Annotated in this window: 14 protein-coding genes; 5 read left to right on the top strand and 9 right to left on the bottom strand. The window is 72.2% G+C overall.

What is annotated here, in order from left to right; all coding sequences use genetic code 11:
* The first annotated feature begins 3 nt into the window (after positions 1 to 3).
* Complete coding sequence (locus ALMP_RS27890) at positions 4 to 1,233, top strand: sensor histidine kinase (RefSeq protein ID WP_264933203.1); 1,230 nt, start codon at positions 4 to 6, stop codon at positions 1,231 to 1,233.
* Entirely contained in the window at positions 1,230 to 1,886 is a 657-nt protein-coding gene (locus tag ALMP_RS27885; RefSeq protein WP_264933202.1) for a response regulator transcription factor, read from the top strand. The genes ALMP_RS27890 and ALMP_RS27885 overlap by 4 nt, the downstream gene beginning before the upstream one ends.
* A gap of 9 nt (positions 1,887 to 1,895) precedes the next feature.
* Here ALMP_RS27885 and ALMP_RS27880 read toward each other — a convergent pair whose 3' ends face one another.
* Positions 1,896 to 2,747 (bottom strand): MBL fold metallo-hydrolase, encoded by an 852-nt coding sequence (locus ALMP_RS27880; RefSeq protein ID WP_264933200.1) that lies wholly within the window; start codon positions 2,745 to 2,747, stop codon positions 1,896 to 1,898.
* Between the two features lie 463 nt (positions 2,748 to 3,210).
* Between ALMP_RS27880 and ALMP_RS27875 the strand changes: the two genes are divergently transcribed.
* Together ALMP_RS27875 and ALMP_RS27870 are read left to right on the top strand one after the other, a co-directional pair.
* Positions 3,211 to 3,348, top strand: coding sequence for a hypothetical protein (locus ALMP_RS27875; protein ID WP_264933198.1), 138 nt, complete (start codon positions 3,211 to 3,213; stop codon positions 3,346 to 3,348).
* 291 nt (positions 3,349 to 3,639) lie between these two features.
* A complete protein-coding gene (locus ALMP_RS27870; RefSeq protein ID WP_264933196.1) occupies positions 3,640 to 4,476 on the top strand; it encodes a hypothetical protein in 837 nt (278 codons plus the stop codon).
* A 113-nt stretch (positions 4,477 to 4,589) separates the two neighbouring features.
* Here ALMP_RS27870 and ALMP_RS27865 read toward each other — a convergent pair whose 3' ends face one another.
* From ALMP_RS27865 to ALMP_RS27830, 8 genes are all read right to left on the bottom strand, one after another.
* The gene (locus ALMP_RS27865; protein ID WP_264933194.1) at positions 4,590 to 7,580 is read right to left on the bottom strand and encodes a TIR domain-containing protein; all 2,991 of its coding nucleotides are present in this window, start codon (positions 7,578 to 7,580) and stop codon (positions 4,590 to 4,592) included.
* Positions 7,577 to 8,461, bottom strand: coding sequence for a DUF4231 domain-containing protein (locus ALMP_RS27860; RefSeq protein WP_264933192.1), 885 nt, complete (start codon positions 8,459 to 8,461; stop codon positions 7,577 to 7,579). Before ALMP_RS27860 ends, ALMP_RS27865 begins: the two co-directional genes overlap by 4 nt.
* Before the next feature lie 117 nt (positions 8,462 to 8,578).
* The gene (locus tag ALMP_RS27855; RefSeq protein WP_264933190.1) at positions 8,579 to 9,265 is read right to left on the bottom strand and encodes a response regulator transcription factor; all 687 of its coding nucleotides are present in this window, start codon (positions 9,263 to 9,265) and stop codon (positions 8,579 to 8,581) included.
* Positions 9,266 to 9,362: 97 nt separating this feature from the next.
* The gene (locus ALMP_RS27850) at positions 9,363 to 10,610 is read right to left on the bottom strand and encodes a sensor histidine kinase (RefSeq protein WP_264933188.1); all 1,248 of its coding nucleotides are present in this window, start codon (positions 10,608 to 10,610) and stop codon (positions 9,363 to 9,365) included.
* A gap of 117 nt (positions 10,611 to 10,727) precedes the next feature.
* On the bottom strand, positions 10,728 to 12,941 hold the full coding sequence (locus tag ALMP_RS27845; RefSeq protein ID WP_264933186.1) for an MMPL family transporter: 2,214 nt from the start codon (positions 12,939 to 12,941) through the stop codon (positions 10,728 to 10,730).
* A gap of 186 nt (positions 12,942 to 13,127) precedes the next feature.
* Positions 13,128 to 15,068 (bottom strand): glycoside hydrolase family 97 protein, encoded by a 1,941-nt coding sequence (locus ALMP_RS27840; RefSeq protein ID WP_264933184.1) that lies wholly within the window; start codon positions 15,066 to 15,068, stop codon positions 13,128 to 13,130.
* A gap of 176 nt (positions 15,069 to 15,244) precedes the next feature.
* On the bottom strand, positions 15,245 to 15,736 hold the full coding sequence (locus tag ALMP_RS27835) for an SPW repeat protein (RefSeq protein ID WP_264933182.1): 492 nt from the start codon (positions 15,734 to 15,736) through the stop codon (positions 15,245 to 15,247).
* Between the two features lie 133 nt (positions 15,737 to 15,869).
* Entirely contained in the window at positions 15,870 to 16,622 is a 753-nt protein-coding gene (locus tag ALMP_RS27830) for a glycosyltransferase (protein WP_264933180.1), read from the bottom strand.
* Between the two features lie 578 nt (positions 16,623 to 17,200).
* Between ALMP_RS27830 and ALMP_RS27825 the strand changes: the two genes are divergently transcribed.
* The gene (locus ALMP_RS27825; RefSeq protein ID WP_264933178.1) at positions 17,201 to 18,763 is read left to right on the top strand and encodes a carbohydrate-binding protein; all 1,563 of its coding nucleotides are present in this window, start codon (positions 17,201 to 17,203) and stop codon (positions 18,761 to 18,763) included.
* Positions 18,764 to 18,813: the final 50 nt, after the last annotated feature.

Below are 18,813 nucleotides of genomic sequence, written 5' to 3'. Positions count from 1 at the left end.
GGCATGACCGCTCTCGCCGGACCCACCGCCGACGCCTTCTGGGCCACGTCGCTGCGTCGCTGGAACATGGTGTGCTGGCCGCTGTTCGCGGTGATGGCCGTCGGAATGGCCGCCCTCGACCGGCCCGGCGGGAGCAAGTACGCCGCGCTCGCGGTGCTGGGCGCCGTGGTGCTCTGCTACGTGATCCTGGACCGCTTCCCGGACAACCCGGTGGTACGGCCGCACGTGTACCTCACGGTGCTGGTCGTGGCGCTGGGCGGGCTCGCCCAGCTGCGCGGCAACTACGCGGCGCTGTTCATGGTGACGCTGCCGCACTACTGGATGTTCGGGCGGACCCCGAGGGCCTCGATGGGGTTCCTGGGGCTCGCCACGGTCGCCACCCTGACCGGCAGCCTCCTGCGGGAGGGCGGCTGGTCGGTGGAGTTCTTCACCGAGACGCTCGTGTCGACCCTGATCGTCGTCGCCGTGGGGGCGCTGATCGGGCTGTGGGCACACTCGGTGGTCGAGCAGAGCACGGAACGGGCGCGGCTGATCGCCGAGTTGGAGCGGACGCAGGCACAGCTGTCCGAGGCTCACCAGCGTCAGGGCGCGGCGGACGAGCGGGAGCGGATGGCGAGGGAGATCCACGACACCCTCGCGCAGGGCTTCGCCTCGATCGTCGTGCTCGCGGAGGCGGCCCGGGCGGGGCTCGACTCCGACCCGGCGCGCAGTGCCCAGCAGCTGCGGTCGATCGAGTCCACCGCGCGGGAGAACCTCGCCGAGGCCCGGGAGCTGGTCGGCTCGGCGCAGCGGCCGGGTCAGGTCGCCGCCGGTTCGGTGGCCCGCACGCTGCGCCGGATCCTGGACCGCTTCGTCGAGGACACCGGGCTCACCGTGGACGCCGACCTGGAGGACCTGGAGTGCGACCAGCGGACCCGGATCGCGCTGCTGCGCTGCACCCAGGAGTCCCTGGCCAACGTGCGCAAGCACGCGCGGGCGTCCACGGTCGGCGTGGTGCTGGCCCGGCAGGCGGACGGTGTGGAACTGGAGATCACCGACGACGGGAACGGGTTCGTGGTGGAGGAGTCGACGGGCTTCGGCCTGGACGGGATGCGCAAGCGGCTGGCGGAGCTGGGCGGAAGGCTGACGGTGACGAGTTCGACGGGTGACGGCACGCGGGTGCTGGCGCTGATCCCCTTGACCTCCGCGGCTGCCCGGGAGACCGGGCCCGCGGAGAACGGAGCGCGGCCGTGACCGCAGGAGTGATCCGCGTCGTCGTGGTCGACGACCACACCGTCATGCGGGCCGGAGTGGTGGCGCTCCTGGCCTCCGAGACCGGCATCGAGATCGTCGGCGAGGCGGGCGACGGCCGCGCGGCCCTGGAACTCGTCGAACGGTACGCGCCCGATGTCGCCCTGGTCGACCTGCGGATGCCGGTGCTCGACGGGGTGGCCACGACGACCGAGATCGTGGCGCGCTTTCCCCGTACCCGGGTGCTGATCCTCACGACGTACGACACGGACGCGGAGATCGAGCGGGGGGTGGAGGCGGGGGCCATCGGCTACCTCCTCAAGGACACCACTCGGGAGCAGCTGGCGGACGCGATCCACGCGGCGGCCCGCGGTGAGACGGTGCTGGCGCCTCGGGTCGCCGAGCGGCTGGTCGCCCGGATGCGGCAACCCGCGCAGGTCCCGCTGACGGCCCGCGAGCAGGACGTCCTGAACGCGGTGGCGGACGGTCTGACGAACGCGGAGATCGGCCGGCGCCTCGTCATCGCCGAGGCCACGGTGAAGACGCATCTGCTGCGCCTGTTCGCCAAGCTGGACGTGAACGACCGGACGCGGGCGGTGGTGGTGGCGTTGGAGAGGGGCCTGCTGCGGAGGACCTCCGGCACGGAACGCACTTAGAGGCGTTCGTCAGGTGGCCGATGGCCGTGGCTGTTCGGGCGGGACCGAGGTCTCGGCCAGCGCCATCCACTGGTCGAGGTCGGCTTGTGTGAACTCCGGCCAGGCCGGAATCTCAGGCAGCCGGCGGAGAAGATCGTATGCCTCCGCGATCAGTGGCCGGCGGAGCACCGGCGAGTGGCAGCCGGCGACGACCTCGGCGTCGAGCCGCTGGAAGTCGTCCACCACCGCCCCGAACTTCCGGCTGTCCAGCAACGCCACCCAGGGCGAGACCAGCCGCCCGCCGAAGAGTTGCCCGTCGCGGAATTCCTCCGCGGACAGGCCGGCGATGTCGGGCAGGGGGGTGGGCACGTTCGTCGCGAAGGTGTCCACCGCCCACAGGACGTCGGTCTTCGTGTCGAAGAGGGCGCGGGTCGTCGGGTTGTCGTACAACGGCGGCCGTTTGGCCACCAGAGTGCGGTCCCCGACATCCACCGTGTCGCCGTCGATCATGAAACGGCACCGGTTGATCGGTGTCTCCCACTCCTCGGCCATGCGTCCGATCGAGAACCAGGTCGTCAGCAGTGTCGCGTTCGGGCATTCGGCGAGGGCGGCCAAGAGGTTGCCGGCGTGGTCACGGTCGTCGTGGGTGAGGAAGATCCATCGCACGTCCAGTGGATCCACCACGGACCATGCGGCCTCCAGCCACTGGGATCGCACCGCCGGCGCCCCGGTGTCGACGAGCACCGGTTCGGCTCCCCGGATCACCATCGAGTTCATGGGGAAGTGGCCGACCGGCGGAGCCTCCAGGGCCCACGGGATGACGAATGTCTCTTCGGCGATCCTGTACGGCTCCAGAAGATTGAAGGTTTCCGTTGTGGTCATCGCTGCTCTCCCTGGAACGGAGTTCGGCCGCAGCGCCTGTCCATCCAGTGCAGCCCCATGCCACGCCCGCGTCAAACGGAGGGCCAACCCGCGGCGACGGATCCCCGTCCGCGTGCTTAACGGAACCCGGCCCCGGCACCGCTGTTTTCCAGCCATAACAGCACCGAGCGATATCACCGTTCCGCCCTTTATGCCCATTCCGCATCCCCAGGCGGTTGGAATATGCCACTGTCATTTGCCACAGCACAGACGTGTCCCCTGAGGTCCTCGGACGACAGCCGAGTACGGCAGCGCGGCCGGGGCGCAGGTGAGCCGGAATCGATTCCGGCGGGAAAGGGGCCGTTCGGGCCGCTGTTAGGTTCCCGCCCGGAACGAGCCCCGTGTCCTGCCGACCGGCACGGGGCCCACCCGATGCCGTCGGCGGCGGTCACCGCCGTCGGCGCACCGCACGTGAAGGGCAGCCATGACATTCCCCGAACCGCCGGAGAGCGAGCCCGTCGACGACCGGCACCGCAGGGTCAGCCTGTGGCTGTCCGGGATCACGGCGGTCACGGGCCTGATCGCGGCGACCGCCGCCGTGATCTCCGCGGTGCGCGGGTGAGACGTCCGCATGTGGGTCCGGACCGGGACATCCCCGCCCGGCCGGGCGCGCCCGGCCCGTTCGTCACCGTCCGTCGGCCGCGCGCCACGCTGTGACGCGACGCGCCGCCGGCGGAAGCCGCCGTCACCTGGTGTTCGAAGAATCCGTGCAGGAGTGTCACACAGGCTGCACACAGCCCGCCGCATGGCTCGTTAGCGTTGCTGCCCATTCCCCTCCCACAGGAACCCCCTACGAACGCGGCCCCATCACGGCCTCGAGGGTCGTCGGCAGGTCAACTCAGGAAGGCCGCAGATGGACTACTGCTCCACGTGTCGTCGGCATCTGAACGGCGCCCTGGTGTGCCCCGGATGCGGGGCCTACGCGCCGGACATCGCTCCGCGCGTCGTCTCCAGCGACACCGCCGCCGAGCCGGTCACCCCCGAGGTGACCTGGCAGGAGGAGCCGCCGGCGGCCGGTCCGTCCGTCGAACCCGCGGGCGTGGCGCCCGCGCCGATGGGAAGGGCGGCACGGCGGCGCCGGCTGGCCCGGATGAAGAAGACGCAGCGGCGGGCCCTGGTGGCGACGGCCGTCGCGTTCGTCGGCGGCGGCCTGACCGTGGCGTCGAGTCAGCTGGACCGGCCCACCGACCACCGCACCCAGGCGACCACCGCACCGGACACCGCGGGCATGGGCGCCGCGGAGGAACCGGCGTCGGAGTACGAGACCCCGACGTCGGACGGGGCCGACGTTGCCCGGTCCACGCCCGGCCGCACCGGGCGGTCGACCGTGGCCGGGGACCCGCGCCGTACGCCCGTCACGCCGTCGAACACCCGGCCGGACGCGGCCACCGCCCCCGGCACGGCGGCGCCGGCGGCGCAGCGGCCGCGGACCACCCCGGCGACCTCCGGCTACGCAGAGCAGGCGCCCGCGCAGGTCCCCGTCGGGAGCGACACCGGTGCGGTGGCGGCGCAGCCGGCCACGCCTCCGGCGGCCGACGACGGTACGGCCTCGGACGCGTCGAACTCCTCTGGCGGCTCCGACACCTCCGGCACCTCGCAGTCGAGCCCCGCCCCGTCGGCGACCTCGCCGTCGGACACCTCGGCGGCGACGCAGGAGAAACTCTGCGTGCTCGTCATATGCCTCGGCTGACCGGGCCGCACGTCCGGTTCACGACCACTCCACCGGTGTACCGCCGCGGGTGTCCCGCCGACCTGGACGCCACGCCCGCCCGGCCGCGCGGCACCCGCTCCCGCTGACGGCGGTCACTCCTGCGGGCAGGTCGACACGTACGGCAGGCCCGGGGCGTTCTCCTTCCACTCCTCGCGGGACAGGCCCCGGCCGGTGATGGCGCAGGCCGCCCCCGTCGGGTCGGCGGCGATGGCCGGCAGGTCACCCAGGTTCCACAGCTCCACCGTGCCGCCGGCCAGGGTGACGGCCACGGTCTTCCGGTCGTGGCTGAACCGCACGTCCGTCACCTCGGCCGTGCTGTCCGTCAGTGTCGTCGCACGGGTCGGCGGTGTCGTGCCCTGGACGGTCCACAGCTCCGCGCGGCCGGCCGTGTTGCCCGTGACGACCAGGTGGCCCGCCGGATGGACGTCGATCTGCGAGAACCGGTCCGGGACCTCCGTCGAGGAGAGCAGCTTCCGCCCGGTCTTCGGATCCAGCGACCACACGGACAGCCGGCGCGTGTCGGAGGCCACCAACTGCCGTCCGTCGGCGCGGAACCCGATGTGGTCGAAGCTGTCCTCGAGGAGCGAGCCGTACTCCGAGCTGCCCTTGGCGGGCAGTTGGGCCGGAGCGGAGGGGTCCGTGACGTTCCACAAGGCGTCGGGGAGGGCCATCGTCGAGCCGTCCGGCGTGAACAGCGCCGGGGAGGTCCCCATGTAGGGCAGGTTCCCGAACGGCTCGTAGGGCTCGTACGGGTCCATCTGCCAGGTCCGCACCGGGCGTTGGGGATCGCGGACGTCCCAGAGGTGGACCCAGGTGTCCTCGAAGCTCTTGCCGCCGACGGCCACGAGCAGCGGCCGGCGCGGGTTGAGCGCCAGCGCCGACACCCCGGACGGCGGGGAGATCGCGCCCAGTCGTCGCGGTGCGCTCAGGTCGGTGGTGTCCCACAGCGTGATCTTCCCGGTCGCGTTGCTCTCGCCGGCCTGGCTGCCGACGGCGAGCACGGAGCCGTCGCCGTTGAAGGAGACCGCCGAGGCTCTCTGGAGTTGTCCCGTCAGCGACTTGTGCCTGCGCGGACGGGCGGGGTCGGAGGTGTCCCACAGCCACACCTCGCCGTCGTAGGCCGCGACCGCCAGTTTGCGGCCGTCCGGGCTGAACGCCGACGCGTAGAGCCCGACCGTGTCCATGCTCAGCGCGGCGACCCGGGCCGGGGACCGGCTGCCGACCAGCCATCGGGTGAGGGCGCCGTCCCCGTCCACCAGGCTGACGGTGCGGCTGTCCCTGCTGAACCCGATGGCCTCGACCCAGGTGTCGTGCCCGCCCAGCAGGACCGGTTTCCCGGGGCGGGAGGGATCGCTCACGTCGCGCAGGAACGCCGTGTCGTCCAGCAGGGAGACGGCCAGGTGACGGCCGTCCGGACTGAACGCGACCGCCTGCACCTGCTCCTTGTGGTCGAACGCGGCCAGCTGCCGGGGTGCCTCCGGGCGGCGCAGGTCCCACAACGTCACGTTCCTGCCGCGCTGCACCGCCAGAACGGGCGCGACGGGGCTGAACACCGCGTTGCCGAAGGGCCGTTGACGGGACAGCGCCCTGGGCTTGCGCGGGTCACGGATGTCCCACGTCATCCAGCCGGTGGTGTGGGTGAGGCTCTCGGGTTCCAGGGAACCGTCCGAGGCGGTGATGACGCCCGAGCCGGTGACGAGGGTGCGCCCGTCGGGGCTGAACATCACCGCGTCCGAGTCGACGGCGGGCAGCGGCCCGGTCAGCCGGCGGGGCGCGGACGGCTTGCTGACGTCCCACAGCTGGAGGGTGCCGTTCGCGCTGCCCGAGACCAGGGCCATGGTCCTGCCGTCCGGGCTGAACGCCGCCCCCGCCGCATCCCGCAGATTCTCCCAGTGCAGTACCTTGCGGGGCCGGGCCCGGTCCGCGAGGTCCCACAGGATCAGGCTGCTGCGGTTGTGCTGGTCACGGCCGGCGTTGCCGATCGTCACCAGCAGCCGTCCGTCGGCCCGGAACGCGAAGCTCTGCACGGACTCGGCATGGCCGGTGAGCGTGGCCAGCCGGCGCGGGCGGACGACGTCGCCCACGTCCCACAGAGCGACCGCCCGGCGGGCGGCGGCGGTTCGCCCGGCGTACGGGGCGGCGGTGGCCAGCAGTGTGCCGTCGGTGGTGTACGCCGCCAGGTCCGACTTCCCGATGCCGCTCGCGGAGACGCCGGCCAGGTGCGTGCTGTGCAGGGTGGCGACCAGCCCCTCCCGCGCCTCCGCCGTCGGTTTGACGCGCAGGGCGGCCACGCTGAACCGGAGCGAGGTGAGCGGATCGGACTGGCGCAGGTTCTCGGCCTCCGCCTGGAGCGCCCGCACCGTGGCCAGCCGGCGCTGCTCCTCGGCCTGCCGCCGCTGGTCCTCGGCCTCCTGGCGGCGTTCGTTCGCCAGGTTCGACATGACCAGCGCGATCACCGTCAGCACCGTCAGCGCGGTGACGGCGGCCCGGCGCAGCCGCACGGTCCGGGTGTGCTGCCGGACCTCCTCGCTGTCCAGCTCGTCCTTGGACACGCCGTGGACGGCGGCGGCCAGCATGCCGATCGCCTCCCGGAACCGGCTGTGGCTCAGCGAGAGCGCGCGCTGCTCGACCGCCCCGCGCAGATCCACCCAGAGGGGCTCGCCCTGGAACCAGCCCCGCAGGTGAGCGGGGAGGGCGGTGGTGCGCGCCCAGTCGAAGTCGCCCCGGGAGTGGTCCCAGACGATGTCGCCGTCCGTGAGGACGATCAGCATCGTCTCCGGCCCGCGGTGCCTCTTCCAGAAGGCGGTCTCCCGGCCCACCCACGGCGAGCGGGCCGACTTCCGCGAGGCCATGAGGATGAAGTAGCGGGAGTCGCGCAGGGCCGTCTCGATGGTCGTCCACAGATCCGGGTTGGCGGCGAGGCTCTCCTGGTCGCGGAAGACCCGCAGGGCACGCGGCCGGTTCCACGGCTTGGCCAGGCGGTGCAGCCCGCGCTGCACGGCGGGAGCGAGCGCGCTGTCCGCCTCGTGGCTGTAGGAGAGGAAGGCGTCGTAGGAGCCGCCGAACGCGGCGGGCGGCTTCATGAGTGGGAGGCCCGCCACAGCGTGTGCTCACGCGAGATCGCGTCCTCCGAGCCCGCCACGAAGTTCGCCCACTCGTCCTCGGTCCGAGCGAACCGCACCCGGGAGCCGATCGTGGACAGCTCGTGGTGCGCCATCGCATAGGCGGTCGCGAGGTTCTGGTGCTGCTTGGTCTGCACCCACGCCGCCCCGGCCGCCGCCAACGCGGCCACCAGGCCGATGAGATCGAAGTCGATCACCCCGGTCGCCCTCATCACCCCGGCGGTCAGGCCGAGGAGTTCCAGCGTCGCGAGAGCGACCGACCACCAGGTGGCCCGGCGCTCGTTCCAGCGGGCCTTCGCGCCGTACCACTCCTGCTGGTCTCTGATCCGGGCTTTGAGGTACAGCTCGCGGCGCTGCTCCAGCGGCAGCGCCCGCACGCGGCGCATGCCGTCGGTCACCTGCTCCGGACTGCCGCCGTCGGGGATCAGCAGGACCGGTTCGACATCCGACTCGATCTCGGTGAACCGCTCCAGCAGCAGCCCGGCGGCCTGCTCGTCGTCGCACTGGGCGACCCCCAGCGGGCTGCCGCCCACCATGTACCGCCAGGTCAGGGTCTTGGTCGACTCGGCGACCGCGCGCCCGGCGTACCACTGGCGGTCGGGGCGCGAGCGCAGCATGTACACATCGCTCACCAGCGCCGCTCCGAAGGCCACCGAGGCCACGGCGCCCGCCACGTCCGCGTCCCCGGCCTTCAGGGTCACCGCGCCGAAGGCGGCGGCGATCACCAGCGCGCCGAGCTGGAACCGCGTCACCGCGAGGTGACGGCGCTGGCCCTTGAGCGAGTTCGCGTCGGCCGCGCGGTACAGCGCGGGGAAGTCCTCGTAACCGACCGTCACCGCCATGGCTCCCTCCGTGACATCTCCTCACCAGGATGCCCAACTCACCTGCTTCTCATAGGTGATTCGGGCGATACGGGGGCGGTCGGCGCACAACGGAGGCGGACGTCGGGCCTCCCCTTCTCAGCCGTTGCCGGGGCCGGCCTGCACCAGCCCCGACTGGTAGGCGATGACGACCAGTTGGGCGCGGTCTCGGGCGCCGAGCTTGGTCATGGCCCGGTGGATGTGGGTGCGTACGGTCAGCGGGCTGAGGTGGAGGTCCTCGGCGATCTCGGTGTTGCTCCTGCCTTCCGCGGCCAGGGCCATCACCTCGCGTTCGCGGACGGTGAGGTCGGCCAGGCGTTCCGGGGGTACCAGGTGGGTGCCGGGGGCGGGCGAGGTGAGGAAGCGGGTGATGAGGGAGCGGGTCGCGGACGGGGAGAGGAGGGCGTCGCCGGAGGCCACCGTGCGCAGGCCGGCCAGGAGGGTGTCGGCGGTGACGTCCTTGCCGAGGAAGCCGCTGGCTCCGGCGCGCAGCGCCTGGGCGACGTAGTCCTCGGTCTCGAAGGTGGTGAGGATCAGGACGCGGGTGGCCGACAGGTCCGGGTCGGCGCAGATGACGGAGGTCGCGGCGAGTCCGTCGGTGCCGGGCATGCGGATGTCCATGAGGACGACGTCCGGGTGGTGCGCGCGGGCCAGGTCCACCGCCTCCGCCCCGTCGGAGGCCTCGGCGATCACCTCCAGGTCGTCGCAGGAGTCGATCAGGATCCGAAAGGTGGCCCGCAGCAGGGCCTGGTCATCGGCGAGCAGCACACGAACGGGCGTGGTCATGACGTACGTCTTCTTCCGGTTCCGGGGTGAGCGGGAGGGGCGGGACGAGGGGGAACGGCCGGACCGGCGGGAGTGGCCGCGTCGGCCGGGAGGGCCGTCATGGCGTGGGGGCCTCCGCCGGTTGCGGGGTGAGGGGGTGGAGGGGGAGGGCCGTGGAGACCTCGAAGCCGCCTTCCGGGCGGTGGCCCGCGCACAGGTTGCCGCCGACGGACTGGGCGCGTTCCCGCATGCCCATCAGGCCGAAGCCGCGGACCGCCTCGTCCGACGGGGCGGCGGGGGCGGCGGGGGCCGTGCCGTCGTCGGTGACGGTGATCGCCAGGCGGGTGGTGGAGTAGGCGAGGTGGATGTGCGCCGCTCGCGCGGAGGCGTGCTTGGTGGCGTTGGTCAGGGCCTCCTGGACGATCCGGTAGGCGGTCAGGTCCACGCCCGGGGAGAGCGGCCGGGCCGCGCCCTCGGTGGTGACGGTGACCTTCAGCCCGGCGGACTCGCAGGACGACACCAGCTCGGGGAGGCGGGCGAGTCCCGGGGACGGTTCCAGGGAGGCGGCGTCCGGGTCGTCCGGCTCGCGCAGCAGCCCGACGGTGGCCTTCAGCTCGCGCAGCGCCGACGACGTGGTGCCGGCGAGGTCGTCGAGGATCTTCCGGGCCTGCTCGGGGCGGGTGGCGGCGAGGTGCGCCGCCGTGCCGGCCTGCGCGTTGGCGAGGGCCAGATGGTGGGCGACGACGTCGTGCAGCTCGCGGGCGATGCGCACGCGCTCCTCGGTGACCCGCAGCCGGGCCTCCTCCTCCCGGGTGCGTTCGGCGTGCTCGGCGCGCGCCTGCACCGCCTGGAGATAGGCGCGCCGCATCCGGGTCATGGTGCCGGCGGCCAGCGGCAGCATCAGCCAGAACAACGGCCCCATCGTCTTGAGCAGCAGCGAGAGGTGGTCCATGGAGTCGGAGATCGCCGCCGCGATGATCACTCCCAGCGTGGTGATGCCACCGAAGAGGCGGTTGGTCCTGCGGTCGGACTCCGTGGCCAGCCAGTACAGCGCCGCCATGACGGGTGCCAGCAGCAGCGGGGTGATCAGGTACCCCATCCCGACCGCGGCCACGACGCAGACGGCGTTCACCACGACGGTGGCGCGCGGGTGGGTGCGGTGCTTGAGCAGGGCGAGGCAGGCCAGGCCCATGAGGCAGGTGACGCTCCTGTCGTGATCGGGCGGCGACGCGCCGGGCAGCGTGAGCGTGACCCCGAGGGCCGCACAGCCCATCAGTGCCAGGACGTAGCCCGCGTCGATGACGAAGGGGTGGCGGTCCGCGTACCGCTCGACGCGGTCCTGGTAGCGCTCCAGGTTGGTGCTCATCGTCCTCTCCGGTCGGTGGGCTGTGTCCATCGTGGCCGCCTCCGGACGGGTACGGCGATCGGGGCCGCCCGTGACCTCGGCCACGGGCGGCCCCTGGTGGGGGGGTGGGGGGCCGGTTCAGGGACGGGCCACTTCCAGGTCGGCCGCCTCGGCCGGGGCGTCCGGCTCGGCATCGGCTCCCCGGGTGAGCCCCTCGCCCTCCACGTCCACCCGGGGCAGGGTCCGGTCCAGCCACTTCGGCAGCCACCAGGCCTTGTCACCGAGCAGGGCGAGGACGGCCGGCACGATCGCCATCCGGACGACGAAGGCGTCGAGGAGGACGGCGGTGGCGAGCCCGAAGCCGATCATCTTGATCATGGAGTCGCTCTCGCCGATGAACCCGGCGAAGACGGCGATCATGATCAGGGCGGCGGCGACGACCACACGGGCGCTGTGCCGGAAGCCGGAGGTGACCGCCTGCTCGGGCCGCTCGCCGTGGACGTACGCCTCGCGCATCCGGGAGACGAGGAAGACCTCGTAGTCCATGGCGAGGCCGAAGACGATGCCCACCAGGAAGATCGGCATCAGGCTCATGATCGGTCCGGTCTGCTCCACGCCCAGGATCTCGGCGCCGTGGCCCTGCTGGAAGACCAGGACGACCGCGCCGAGGGCGGCCAGCACCGACAGCAGGAAGCCGAGGGCCGCCTTCAGCGGGACGAGCAGGGAGCGGAACACCACCAGCAGCAGCACGATCGCCAGGCCGACCACCACGACCAGGTACGGGACCAGCGCGGCCTGCACCTTGTCGGAGATGTCGATGTTCAGCGCGGTGCTGCCGGTGACCTCGAAGGTCGCCCCGGTCTCGGACTCGATGCCGGACCGCTCACCGCGGATCGTCGTCACCAGGTCCTTGGTCTTCTCGTCGGTCGGCGCGGTGGAGGGGACGGCCTGGAAGACGGCGGTGTCGCCGGCCTCGTTGAAGCGGGCCGGGGAGACCGAGACGACGCCTTCGGTGCCGCCGATCTCCTTGGCGATCGCCTCCGCGGCGCCCTTCGGGTCGGAGTCGCCCTTCGCGTCCACCACGATCGTCAGCGGCCCGTTGAAGCCGGGCCCGAAGCCCTCGGCGAGCGCGTCGTAGGCCCGGCGCTCGGTGGTGGACGTCGGCTTGGCCTCGTCGCCGGGCATGCCCAGCTGGAGGGAGGTCATCGGCACCGCGAGCGCGCCGAGGCCGACGACACCGAGCAGCAGCACGGGTATCGGACGGCGCAGCACGAACCGCGCCCAGCGGGTGCCGCCGTTGTTCTCGGTGCTCTCCTCGACCTGTCCGCTCTTGCGGGCCCGCCGCCGCAGCACGGCGTTCGGCCAGAAGCCGAGGAGCGCCGGGACCAGCGTCAGCGCGATCAGTACGGCGACGACGACCGCGCCCGCCGCGGCCAGGCCCATCTTCGTCAGCATCGGGATGCCGACCACCGCGAGCCCGGCGAGGGCGATGACGACGGTGAGCCCGGCGAACACGACCGCCGACCCGGCGGTGCCGACCGCCAGCGCGGTCGCCTCCCGCGGGGCACGACCCCGGGCGCGTTCCTCGCGGTAGCGGGAGACGACGAACAGGGCGTAGTCGATGCCGACGGCGAGGCCCAGCATCATCGCGAGGGTGCCGGTCGTGGTGGACAGGCCGAGGGCGTCGGACAGGGCGAGGATCGTGGCCATGCTGACGCCGACGCCGATGACGGCGGTCAGCAGCGGCAGCCCCGCGGCCGCGAGCGAACCGAACGTGATCAGCAGCACGACCGCGGCGACCGCGATGCCGATGACCTCGGCGAGGCCGCCCGCACCGCCGCCGTCCTCCATCGCGGTCCCGCCGGCCTCGACGGTCAGCCCGGCGTCGCGGGCCTCGTCGATGGTCTGTTCCAGGTGGGTGCGGCTGGCGTCGGTGAGGTCGTTGGCGCCGACCTTGTACGTGACGGTCGAGTAGGCGGTCGTACCGTCCTTGCTGACGGCCTGCGCCTGGAACGGGTCCACGGCGCTCGCCACCTGCGTGCCGTCGGCCAGCTCGGCCAGGGCCGCCTCGACGGCCTTCTTGTTCTCCGCCGCCGTGACCTTCTGACCGTTCGGCGCGACGAACACGACCCGCGCGGTCGCGCCGTCGGCCGAGGCCCCGGGGAAGCGCTGTTCCATCAGGTCGAGTGCCTTCTGGGACTCGATGCCCGGCATGGAGAACTCCTCGTCGGAGGCTCCGGGGGCCTTCAGGGCGCCCAGGCCCACGGCGGCCAGGACGGCCGCCCAGACCAGGGCGACGTACCAGCGTCGCCTGAAGGCCATGCGGCCCACTCGGTAAAGGAAAGTAGCCACGACAGGGGATCTCCACATCTGATGCCGACTGTGGGTCCAGACTCCCGGCCGGCCGGCCGTGCTGTCGTCGTGCGGCTGCCGACAATCGCCGCTACTGAGAACGCAGTACGAACCGGCCGCCGGGTCAGCCGCGGGAACTACCGCCGGGCCGCCGTGTCCGCCCGTGGTCGCGGTCCGGCGGAGCGGTCAGCTGGGTCTGAGGACGATCGCCTGCCCGCCCGCCGGGGCCATCGCCACGTCCAGGGTGGTGTCGGCGGTGACGGTCCGGGTGCTGACGACCACCGGGGTGCGGAAGGGGCTGGTGCCGGGTGTGCCGTCGGCGTACACGGTCGCCGTGTAGCTGCCGCCGCCCAGGAAGGACAGGGGGAGCTGGAGCGTGCGGCCGTCCTCGTTGGTCATCGCGCCGAGGTACCAGGTGTCTCCGGCGCGGCGGGCGACCGCGATGTACTCGCCGATGGCGCCGGCCAGGGTGCGGCTCTCGTCCCAGGTGACGGGGACGGTGTTGAACCAGGGCAGCCCCGGCCAGTTCGCGGGGTTGGCGTACTTGGACGGCTTGTCGTACCAGAAGAGGAAGTTGAGGGGCTGGTAGTAGACGGCGGCCATCGCCATCTGGTGGGCGTTGGTGGTCTTGTTGCGGGACTGGCCGTAGCAGATCGTGTAGTCCATCGGGCCGCCGATGTTGCGGGCGAACGGCAGCGTCACGTTGTGGGCGGCGGTCGGGAACTGCTCGTTGCCGCGGACGCCCTCCAGGCTGATGTAGTTCGGGTACGTGCGCTCGTAGCCGAAGGGACGCACGTCGTCGTGCATGTCGATCAGCAGCCGGTACGTGGCGGCCGTCCGCGCCCATTCGGTGATCCGGTCGGTCATGGACCGGGTGCCGTCGTTGATGAAGCCGAGCTTGACGCCCGCCACGCCCCAGCTCTTGTACAGGCCGAACAGGGCGTCCGCGTCGGTCAGTGCCAGGCGGTTGACGTAGAGGAAGACGCCGATGCCCTTGCTCGTGGCGTACGAGACGACGGACGGCAGGTCGATCGCGGCGATCGGCTTCGTCGCGTCGGGGGTGGAGAACTCGGGGCCGTACCAGCCGGCGTCGTACTCGATGTACTCCAGGCCCCGGTCCACGGCGAAGTCGACGCCCGCGAGGCCGGCGGCGGTGCTCAGTTCGCAGCGGAAGACCTTGCCGGGCTTGATCCACGAGGTGTCGTCGAGGGCGTTCTCCGGGGCGAGGTTGAGGACCAGTTCGGCGTTGTCGACCAGTTCGGCGTGGGTGGAGCCGATCACGACCGCGCGCCACGGGGTGGCGAAGGGGGTGGTGACCGTGGTGGTCGTCTCCACCGGGCCGGTGCCGCGGGCGGTGTGCTCCATGAGGAAGGCGGCGAGGGTGTCGGGCCGCCCCGGCACCGAACTCAGCATCAGGCGGGGGAAGTTCAGACGGGACGACTCGCAGACGCAGGCGATGAGGCCGTCGGAGAGCGTCGCCGTGAGCGGCAGGTCGGTGAGGGGGCCGTTGTCCGTGCTCGCCGTGCCGGTGACGGGGATCTCGCCGGGGGCGAGCGGCACGTACGCGTTCTCGTCGCGGGCGCTGTAGACGGTGGTGCCCTCGGGGAAGGTGAAGCTCGTCAGCTCGTCGGAGAGGGAGACGGTGCCCTCGTCGAGCAGGACGTAGCGCAGGGCGACGCCGGACTTGTAGGCGCGTGCCCGGACGCCGAAGCGGATGCCGGTGGCGGTGTCCCGGAGGTCCCATTGCTGCTCCTGGTAGTGGTCGGTGACGGTCGCGTTGCGGCCGTACACCGGGGTCCAGGTGCGGCGGTTCGCGCAGAGCCGCTGCCGGGTCACCGTGACGTCGGTGCCGAGGACGGTCCCGTCGCTCAGTCTCAGGCCCAGCTCGGAGCTGTCGATCACCGTCCTGCCGCGGCGGGCGGCGGACCAGCGCAGCGCGCCGGCCACCAGCGACAGGGTGATGGACGTGCCGCCCATGCGGGCGGTCGCGGTGACGGGGCGGGCGGGTTCCGCCGCGTGGGCGGGCCGTGCGGCGCCGAGGCCCACCGCGGCGGTCCCCACGGTGACGGCCGAGTTCTTGAGCATGCCCCGGCGGGACAGCGCCGCCCGGTCTCCGGAAGTTCTCATCGCGCAGGGACCTCTCTCCCACCCGGCAGTAAACGTTTTCCGACTGCGGGCAGTTGTACGTCCCCGCGGAGAGCGGGTCAAGACCCACGGCACGCACCGGCTGCCGCACACGCGCGGGCCGTGCCCTCCCGCAGGGGGAGGACACGGCCCCGCACTCGGTGCGTCGTCAGCGGTTGTCAGGGCGTCGGCATGCGCCGGCGCGCCCGCCCGGACGCCCGGCCGGACGCCCGGCCCTCGGTCGCGCGGGCCGCGGCGCTGGCCGCGAGCGCGAGCAGCAGGGCGACGACGCCGACGATGACGTTGTTGACGATGCTCCGCGTGGTGCTGACGTCACCGGCGACGACCCACGGCGAGATGATCGTCCAGGCGCCCAGCGCGCAGGACGCCCACGCCATGCTGTGGGTGCGCTCGTAGGCACGCCCGAAGCCGCCACTCATCAGGAGGGCGTACGCGATGCCGACGATCAGGTTGTTGACGGCCAGGGTGGTGAGACCGTCGAACCCCGCGATCCAGGGCGAGGCCGCCAGGTAGAGACCGGTCAGGAAGGCCAGCGTCTCCACGGCCTGCGCCTGTGGCGTGCTGGCCGCCCGTTCCGCCATCTCGTGGCGGGTGCGCATGTCCAGGATGTCGGGGTGGGTTTCCATCGACGAGTGGGGAGAGGTTGTCATTCCTGTCACCTCCGCGGTGCGAGGTCCCCGAGTGCGCACCAACGGGTACCCACACGGGGCGCCCGAATCCCTCCGGGGGCGAGCCGACGGGTCGAGTCACCGGGGGTCCGGCCGGGCGACTGATCGTGGGCCGCTAAGCCGGCGGTGTCCAGTGCCAGCCCGTGGCGGTCAGGGCCCGGGCGCGGGTGATCGCGATCTGTTGGCGCAGGCGGGTCTCCTCCGCGTCGTGGAAGGCGGCACTGGCCGTGTGCTGGCGGGGGTGTTTGCGGTACAGCAGGCCCGGTTCGCTCTGCATCCAGCCGCGGCTGACCGCCGCGCAGCACAGCAGGAGGGCCGCGTCCTCGAAGGCCGGGAGGGCGGGCCAGCCGCCCACGAGGCGCACCAGGTCCGTGCGGGCGGTCATCGTCGTCCCCACGACCGGAAACGCGCCGCGCCCGGCGCCGTCCAGGAGCGCCCGGCGCGGCAGCGGGCCGGGGGCCGGGTCGTACGGGCCCGGCTCCAGGCGGCCGTCGGGGTGCAGGTCCAGGCAGGGGGCGACCGTCCAGCCGTACGCCGGACGGGCCTCCAGCACCTCGATGTCGTGGGCGAGGGTCTCCTCGGCGGGCAGCAGGTCGTCGGCGTCGACGCAGCGCAGGAGGGTTCCGGTGGCGCGCGCCAGCCCCAGTGTGCGGGCCTGCGCGGCTCCGCCCCGGCGGCCGGTGCCCTTCGATATCCACGGTGGGTCCGGGACGGCCCGGAGCGGCTCGCCCGTCCGGCCGTCCTCCTGCACGATCCACTCCAGCCGCCAGCCGGCGGGCAGCTTCTGCCCGCGTAAGCACTCGTACAGCTCGTGCAGATAGGCGTGCCCGCCCTCGTGCACGGGTGTGAGAACAGTGATCGTCGGCATGGGAGTCGCTCCGCTTCGGCTGCGCGCTGACGGGACCGGGGTTGCTCCTGCTTCCTGCACACCTCCCCCGGCCCGCGCGGCATGATGCGCCCGGCGGCCGCCGTACGACGGGCTTCCCCCTCGGGTTCGGCTCCCGGGGGGGATGGCCAAGTCGGTGCCGTGCGAGGGGAGTTGTCGACGGCGGCCGTCTCGTCGGTGAAGTGGTCGACGCCGTGGAGGGATGGCCTCGCACGCCCCCTTCGGGGAGCGGCAGCCCTGTCCACAGGCTGTGGACAAGCATCCCGCCCGTCACTCGAACAGCCGACGGTTGGTTTCGCTCCAGGTCGGGCGGTCGGTGAGGTCGGTCCTGGAGGACGTCCTCGCGGTCATGCGCGGGAGCCTACTCGCCCCGATTCTCGTTCATGTTGGTGAACAGCAATCACGTACACGACTATTGACGACCCTTCACGTTCACCCTACCGTCCGATGAAAGCCAGGTACAGCTAGAGCGAAAGCGCTTTCTCCCTTTCCCGGACCCCCATTCCGGTTGTGTGGCCTGTTCACGTTCACGAACCAGCACTGCACCTAGGAGACGCACCATGCACCTGAGACCAGTCATCGCGTCCGTCGGCCTGCTGGCCGGTACCGTCGTCGCGCTGTCCGGCACCACGGCGCAGGCCGCGACCACCCGCTACGAGGCGGAGACGTCCCCGGCGGTCTGCACCGGCACCCTGGACTCCGACTGGGCCGGCTACTCCGGCAGCGGGTTCTGCAACGGCACCAACGCCTCCGGCGCGTACGCCCAGTTCACCGTGAACGCCCCCGCCGCCGGCACGGCGACCCTGCGGGTCCGCTTCGCCAACGGGACCACGTCCGCCCGCCCGGTGGACGTCGTGGTGAACGGTTCGACGGCCGCCTCGGCGTCGTTCGAGGGCACCGGTGCCTGGAGCACCTGGGCGACGAAGACCCTCACCGTGACCCTGCGGGCGGGCAGCAACACGGTCCGGCTGAACCCCACCGCCTCCGGCGGCCTGCCCAACATCGACTACGTCGACGTGGAGACGACCGGCGACACCACCACCCCGCCGCCGTCGGCCAGCGCCCTGTATGTCGCGCCGAACGGCACCGACGGCGCGGCCGGCACCCAGTCCGCGCCCACCACCCTCACCTCGGCGATCAGCCGCATCACGCCCGGCGGCACGATCTACCTGCGCGGCGGGACGTACCGCTACTCGACGACCGTCACCATCCCGGCGGGCAACAACGGCACCGCGAGCGCCCGCACGAAGCTGTCCGCCTACCCGGGCGAGACGCCGGTGCTGAACTTCTCCGCGCAGGCCGAGGACCCGGCCAACCGCGGGCTCGCCGTGAACGGGTCGTACTGGCACGTCTACGGCGTCGTCGTCGAACGGGCCGGTGACAACGGCATCTTCGTCGGCGGCAGCAACAACGTCTTCGAGCGCACGGTGACCCGCTTCAACCGTGACACCGGGCTCCAGCTCTCCCGGATGGCCTCGACCACGCCCAAGGAGCAGTGGCCGTCGAACAACCTCATCCTCAGCGCGGAGTCGCACGACAACGCCGACTCCGACGGCGAGGACGCCGACGGCTTCGCCGCGAAGCTCACCTCGGGCCCCGGCAACGTCTTCCGCTACGCCGTCGCCCACCACAACATCGACGACGGCTGGGACCTCTACACCAAGCCGGACACGGGTGCCATCGGCGCGGTGACCATCGAGGACTCCCTCGCCCATGACAACGGCACCCTCAGCGACGGCTCCCAGGCCGGCAACGGCGACCGCAACGGCTACAAGCTCGGCGGCGAGGACATCGCCGTCAACCACATCGTCCGGCGCAGCATCGCCTACCACAACGGCAAGCACGGGTTCACCTACAACAGCAACCCGGGCTCGATGACCGTGTCCGACAACATCAGCGTCGACAACGCCCAGCGCAACTTCAACTTCGACGCCGGCACCTCGGTGTTCCGCAACAACACCTCGTGCCGCAGCGGCAGCGGCACGAACGACCGGATCATCGGCAACTCCGACAGCTCCAACCAGTTCTGGTCCGGCACCAACGGCTCCCGCTGTTCCTCGTACGCGGGCACCCTGCGCTGGTCCTACGCGAGCGACGGACGCCTGGTCGTGACGTTCGGCTGACGTCCGCCCGGCGCCGTGGAACCGCCCCCCTTCGCCCCGCCCGGACCCCA

This window comes from Streptomyces sp. A012304, from assembly GCF_026008495.1.
Taxonomy (GTDB): Bacteria; Actinomycetota; Actinomycetes; order Streptomycetales; family Streptomycetaceae; genus Streptomyces.
Note: the sequence above shows the minus strand (reverse complement) of the source record. Positions and strands in the feature narration are given on the sequence as shown.

What these genes read in the sequence shown, in the direction of transcription:
- ALMP_RS27890 (WP_264933203.1), top strand. Translation starts at nt 4, where the DNA reads ATGACCGCTCTCGCCGGACCCACCGCCGACGCCTTCTGGGCCACGTCG.
- ALMP_RS27880 (WP_264933200.1), bottom strand. Translation starts at nt 2,747, where the DNA reads ATGACCACAACGGAAACCTTCAATCTTCTGGAGCCGTACAGGATCGCC.
- ALMP_RS27875 (WP_264933198.1), top strand. Translation starts at nt 3,211, where the DNA reads ATGACATTCCCCGAACCGCCGGAGAGCGAGCCCGTCGACGACCGGCAC.
- ALMP_RS27870 (WP_264933196.1), top strand. Translation starts at nt 3,640, where the DNA reads ATGGACTACTGCTCCACGTGTCGTCGGCATCTGAACGGCGCCCTGGTG.
- ALMP_RS27865 (WP_264933194.1), bottom strand. Translation starts at nt 7,580, where the DNA reads ATGAAGCCGCCCGCCGCGTTCGGCGGCTCCTACGACGCCTTCCTCTCC.
- ALMP_RS27860 (WP_264933192.1), bottom strand. Translation starts at nt 8,461, where the DNA reads ATGGCGGTGACGGTCGGTTACGAGGACTTCCCCGCGCTGTACCGCGCG.
- ALMP_RS27855 (WP_264933190.1), bottom strand. Translation starts at nt 9,265, where the DNA reads ATGACCACGCCCGTTCGTGTGCTGCTCGCCGATGACCAGGCCCTGCTG.
- ALMP_RS27850 (WP_264933188.1), bottom strand. Translation starts at nt 10,610, where the DNA reads ATGAGCACCAACCTGGAGCGCTACCAGGACCGCGTCGAGCGGTACGCG.
- ALMP_RS27840 (WP_264933184.1), bottom strand. Translation starts at nt 15,068, where the DNA reads ATGAGAACTTCCGGAGACCGGGCGGCGCTGTCCCGCCGGGGCATGCTC.
- ALMP_RS27835 (WP_264933182.1), bottom strand. Translation starts at nt 15,736, where the DNA reads ATGACAACCTCTCCCCACTCGTCGATGGAAACCCACCCCGACATCCTG.
- ALMP_RS27830 (WP_264933180.1), bottom strand. Translation starts at nt 16,622, where the DNA reads ATGCCGACGATCACTGTTCTCACACCCGTGCACGAGGGCGGGCACGCC.
- ALMP_RS27825 (WP_264933178.1), top strand. Translation starts at nt 17,201, where the DNA reads ATGCACCTGAGACCAGTCATCGCGTCCGTCGGCCTGCTGGCCGGTACC.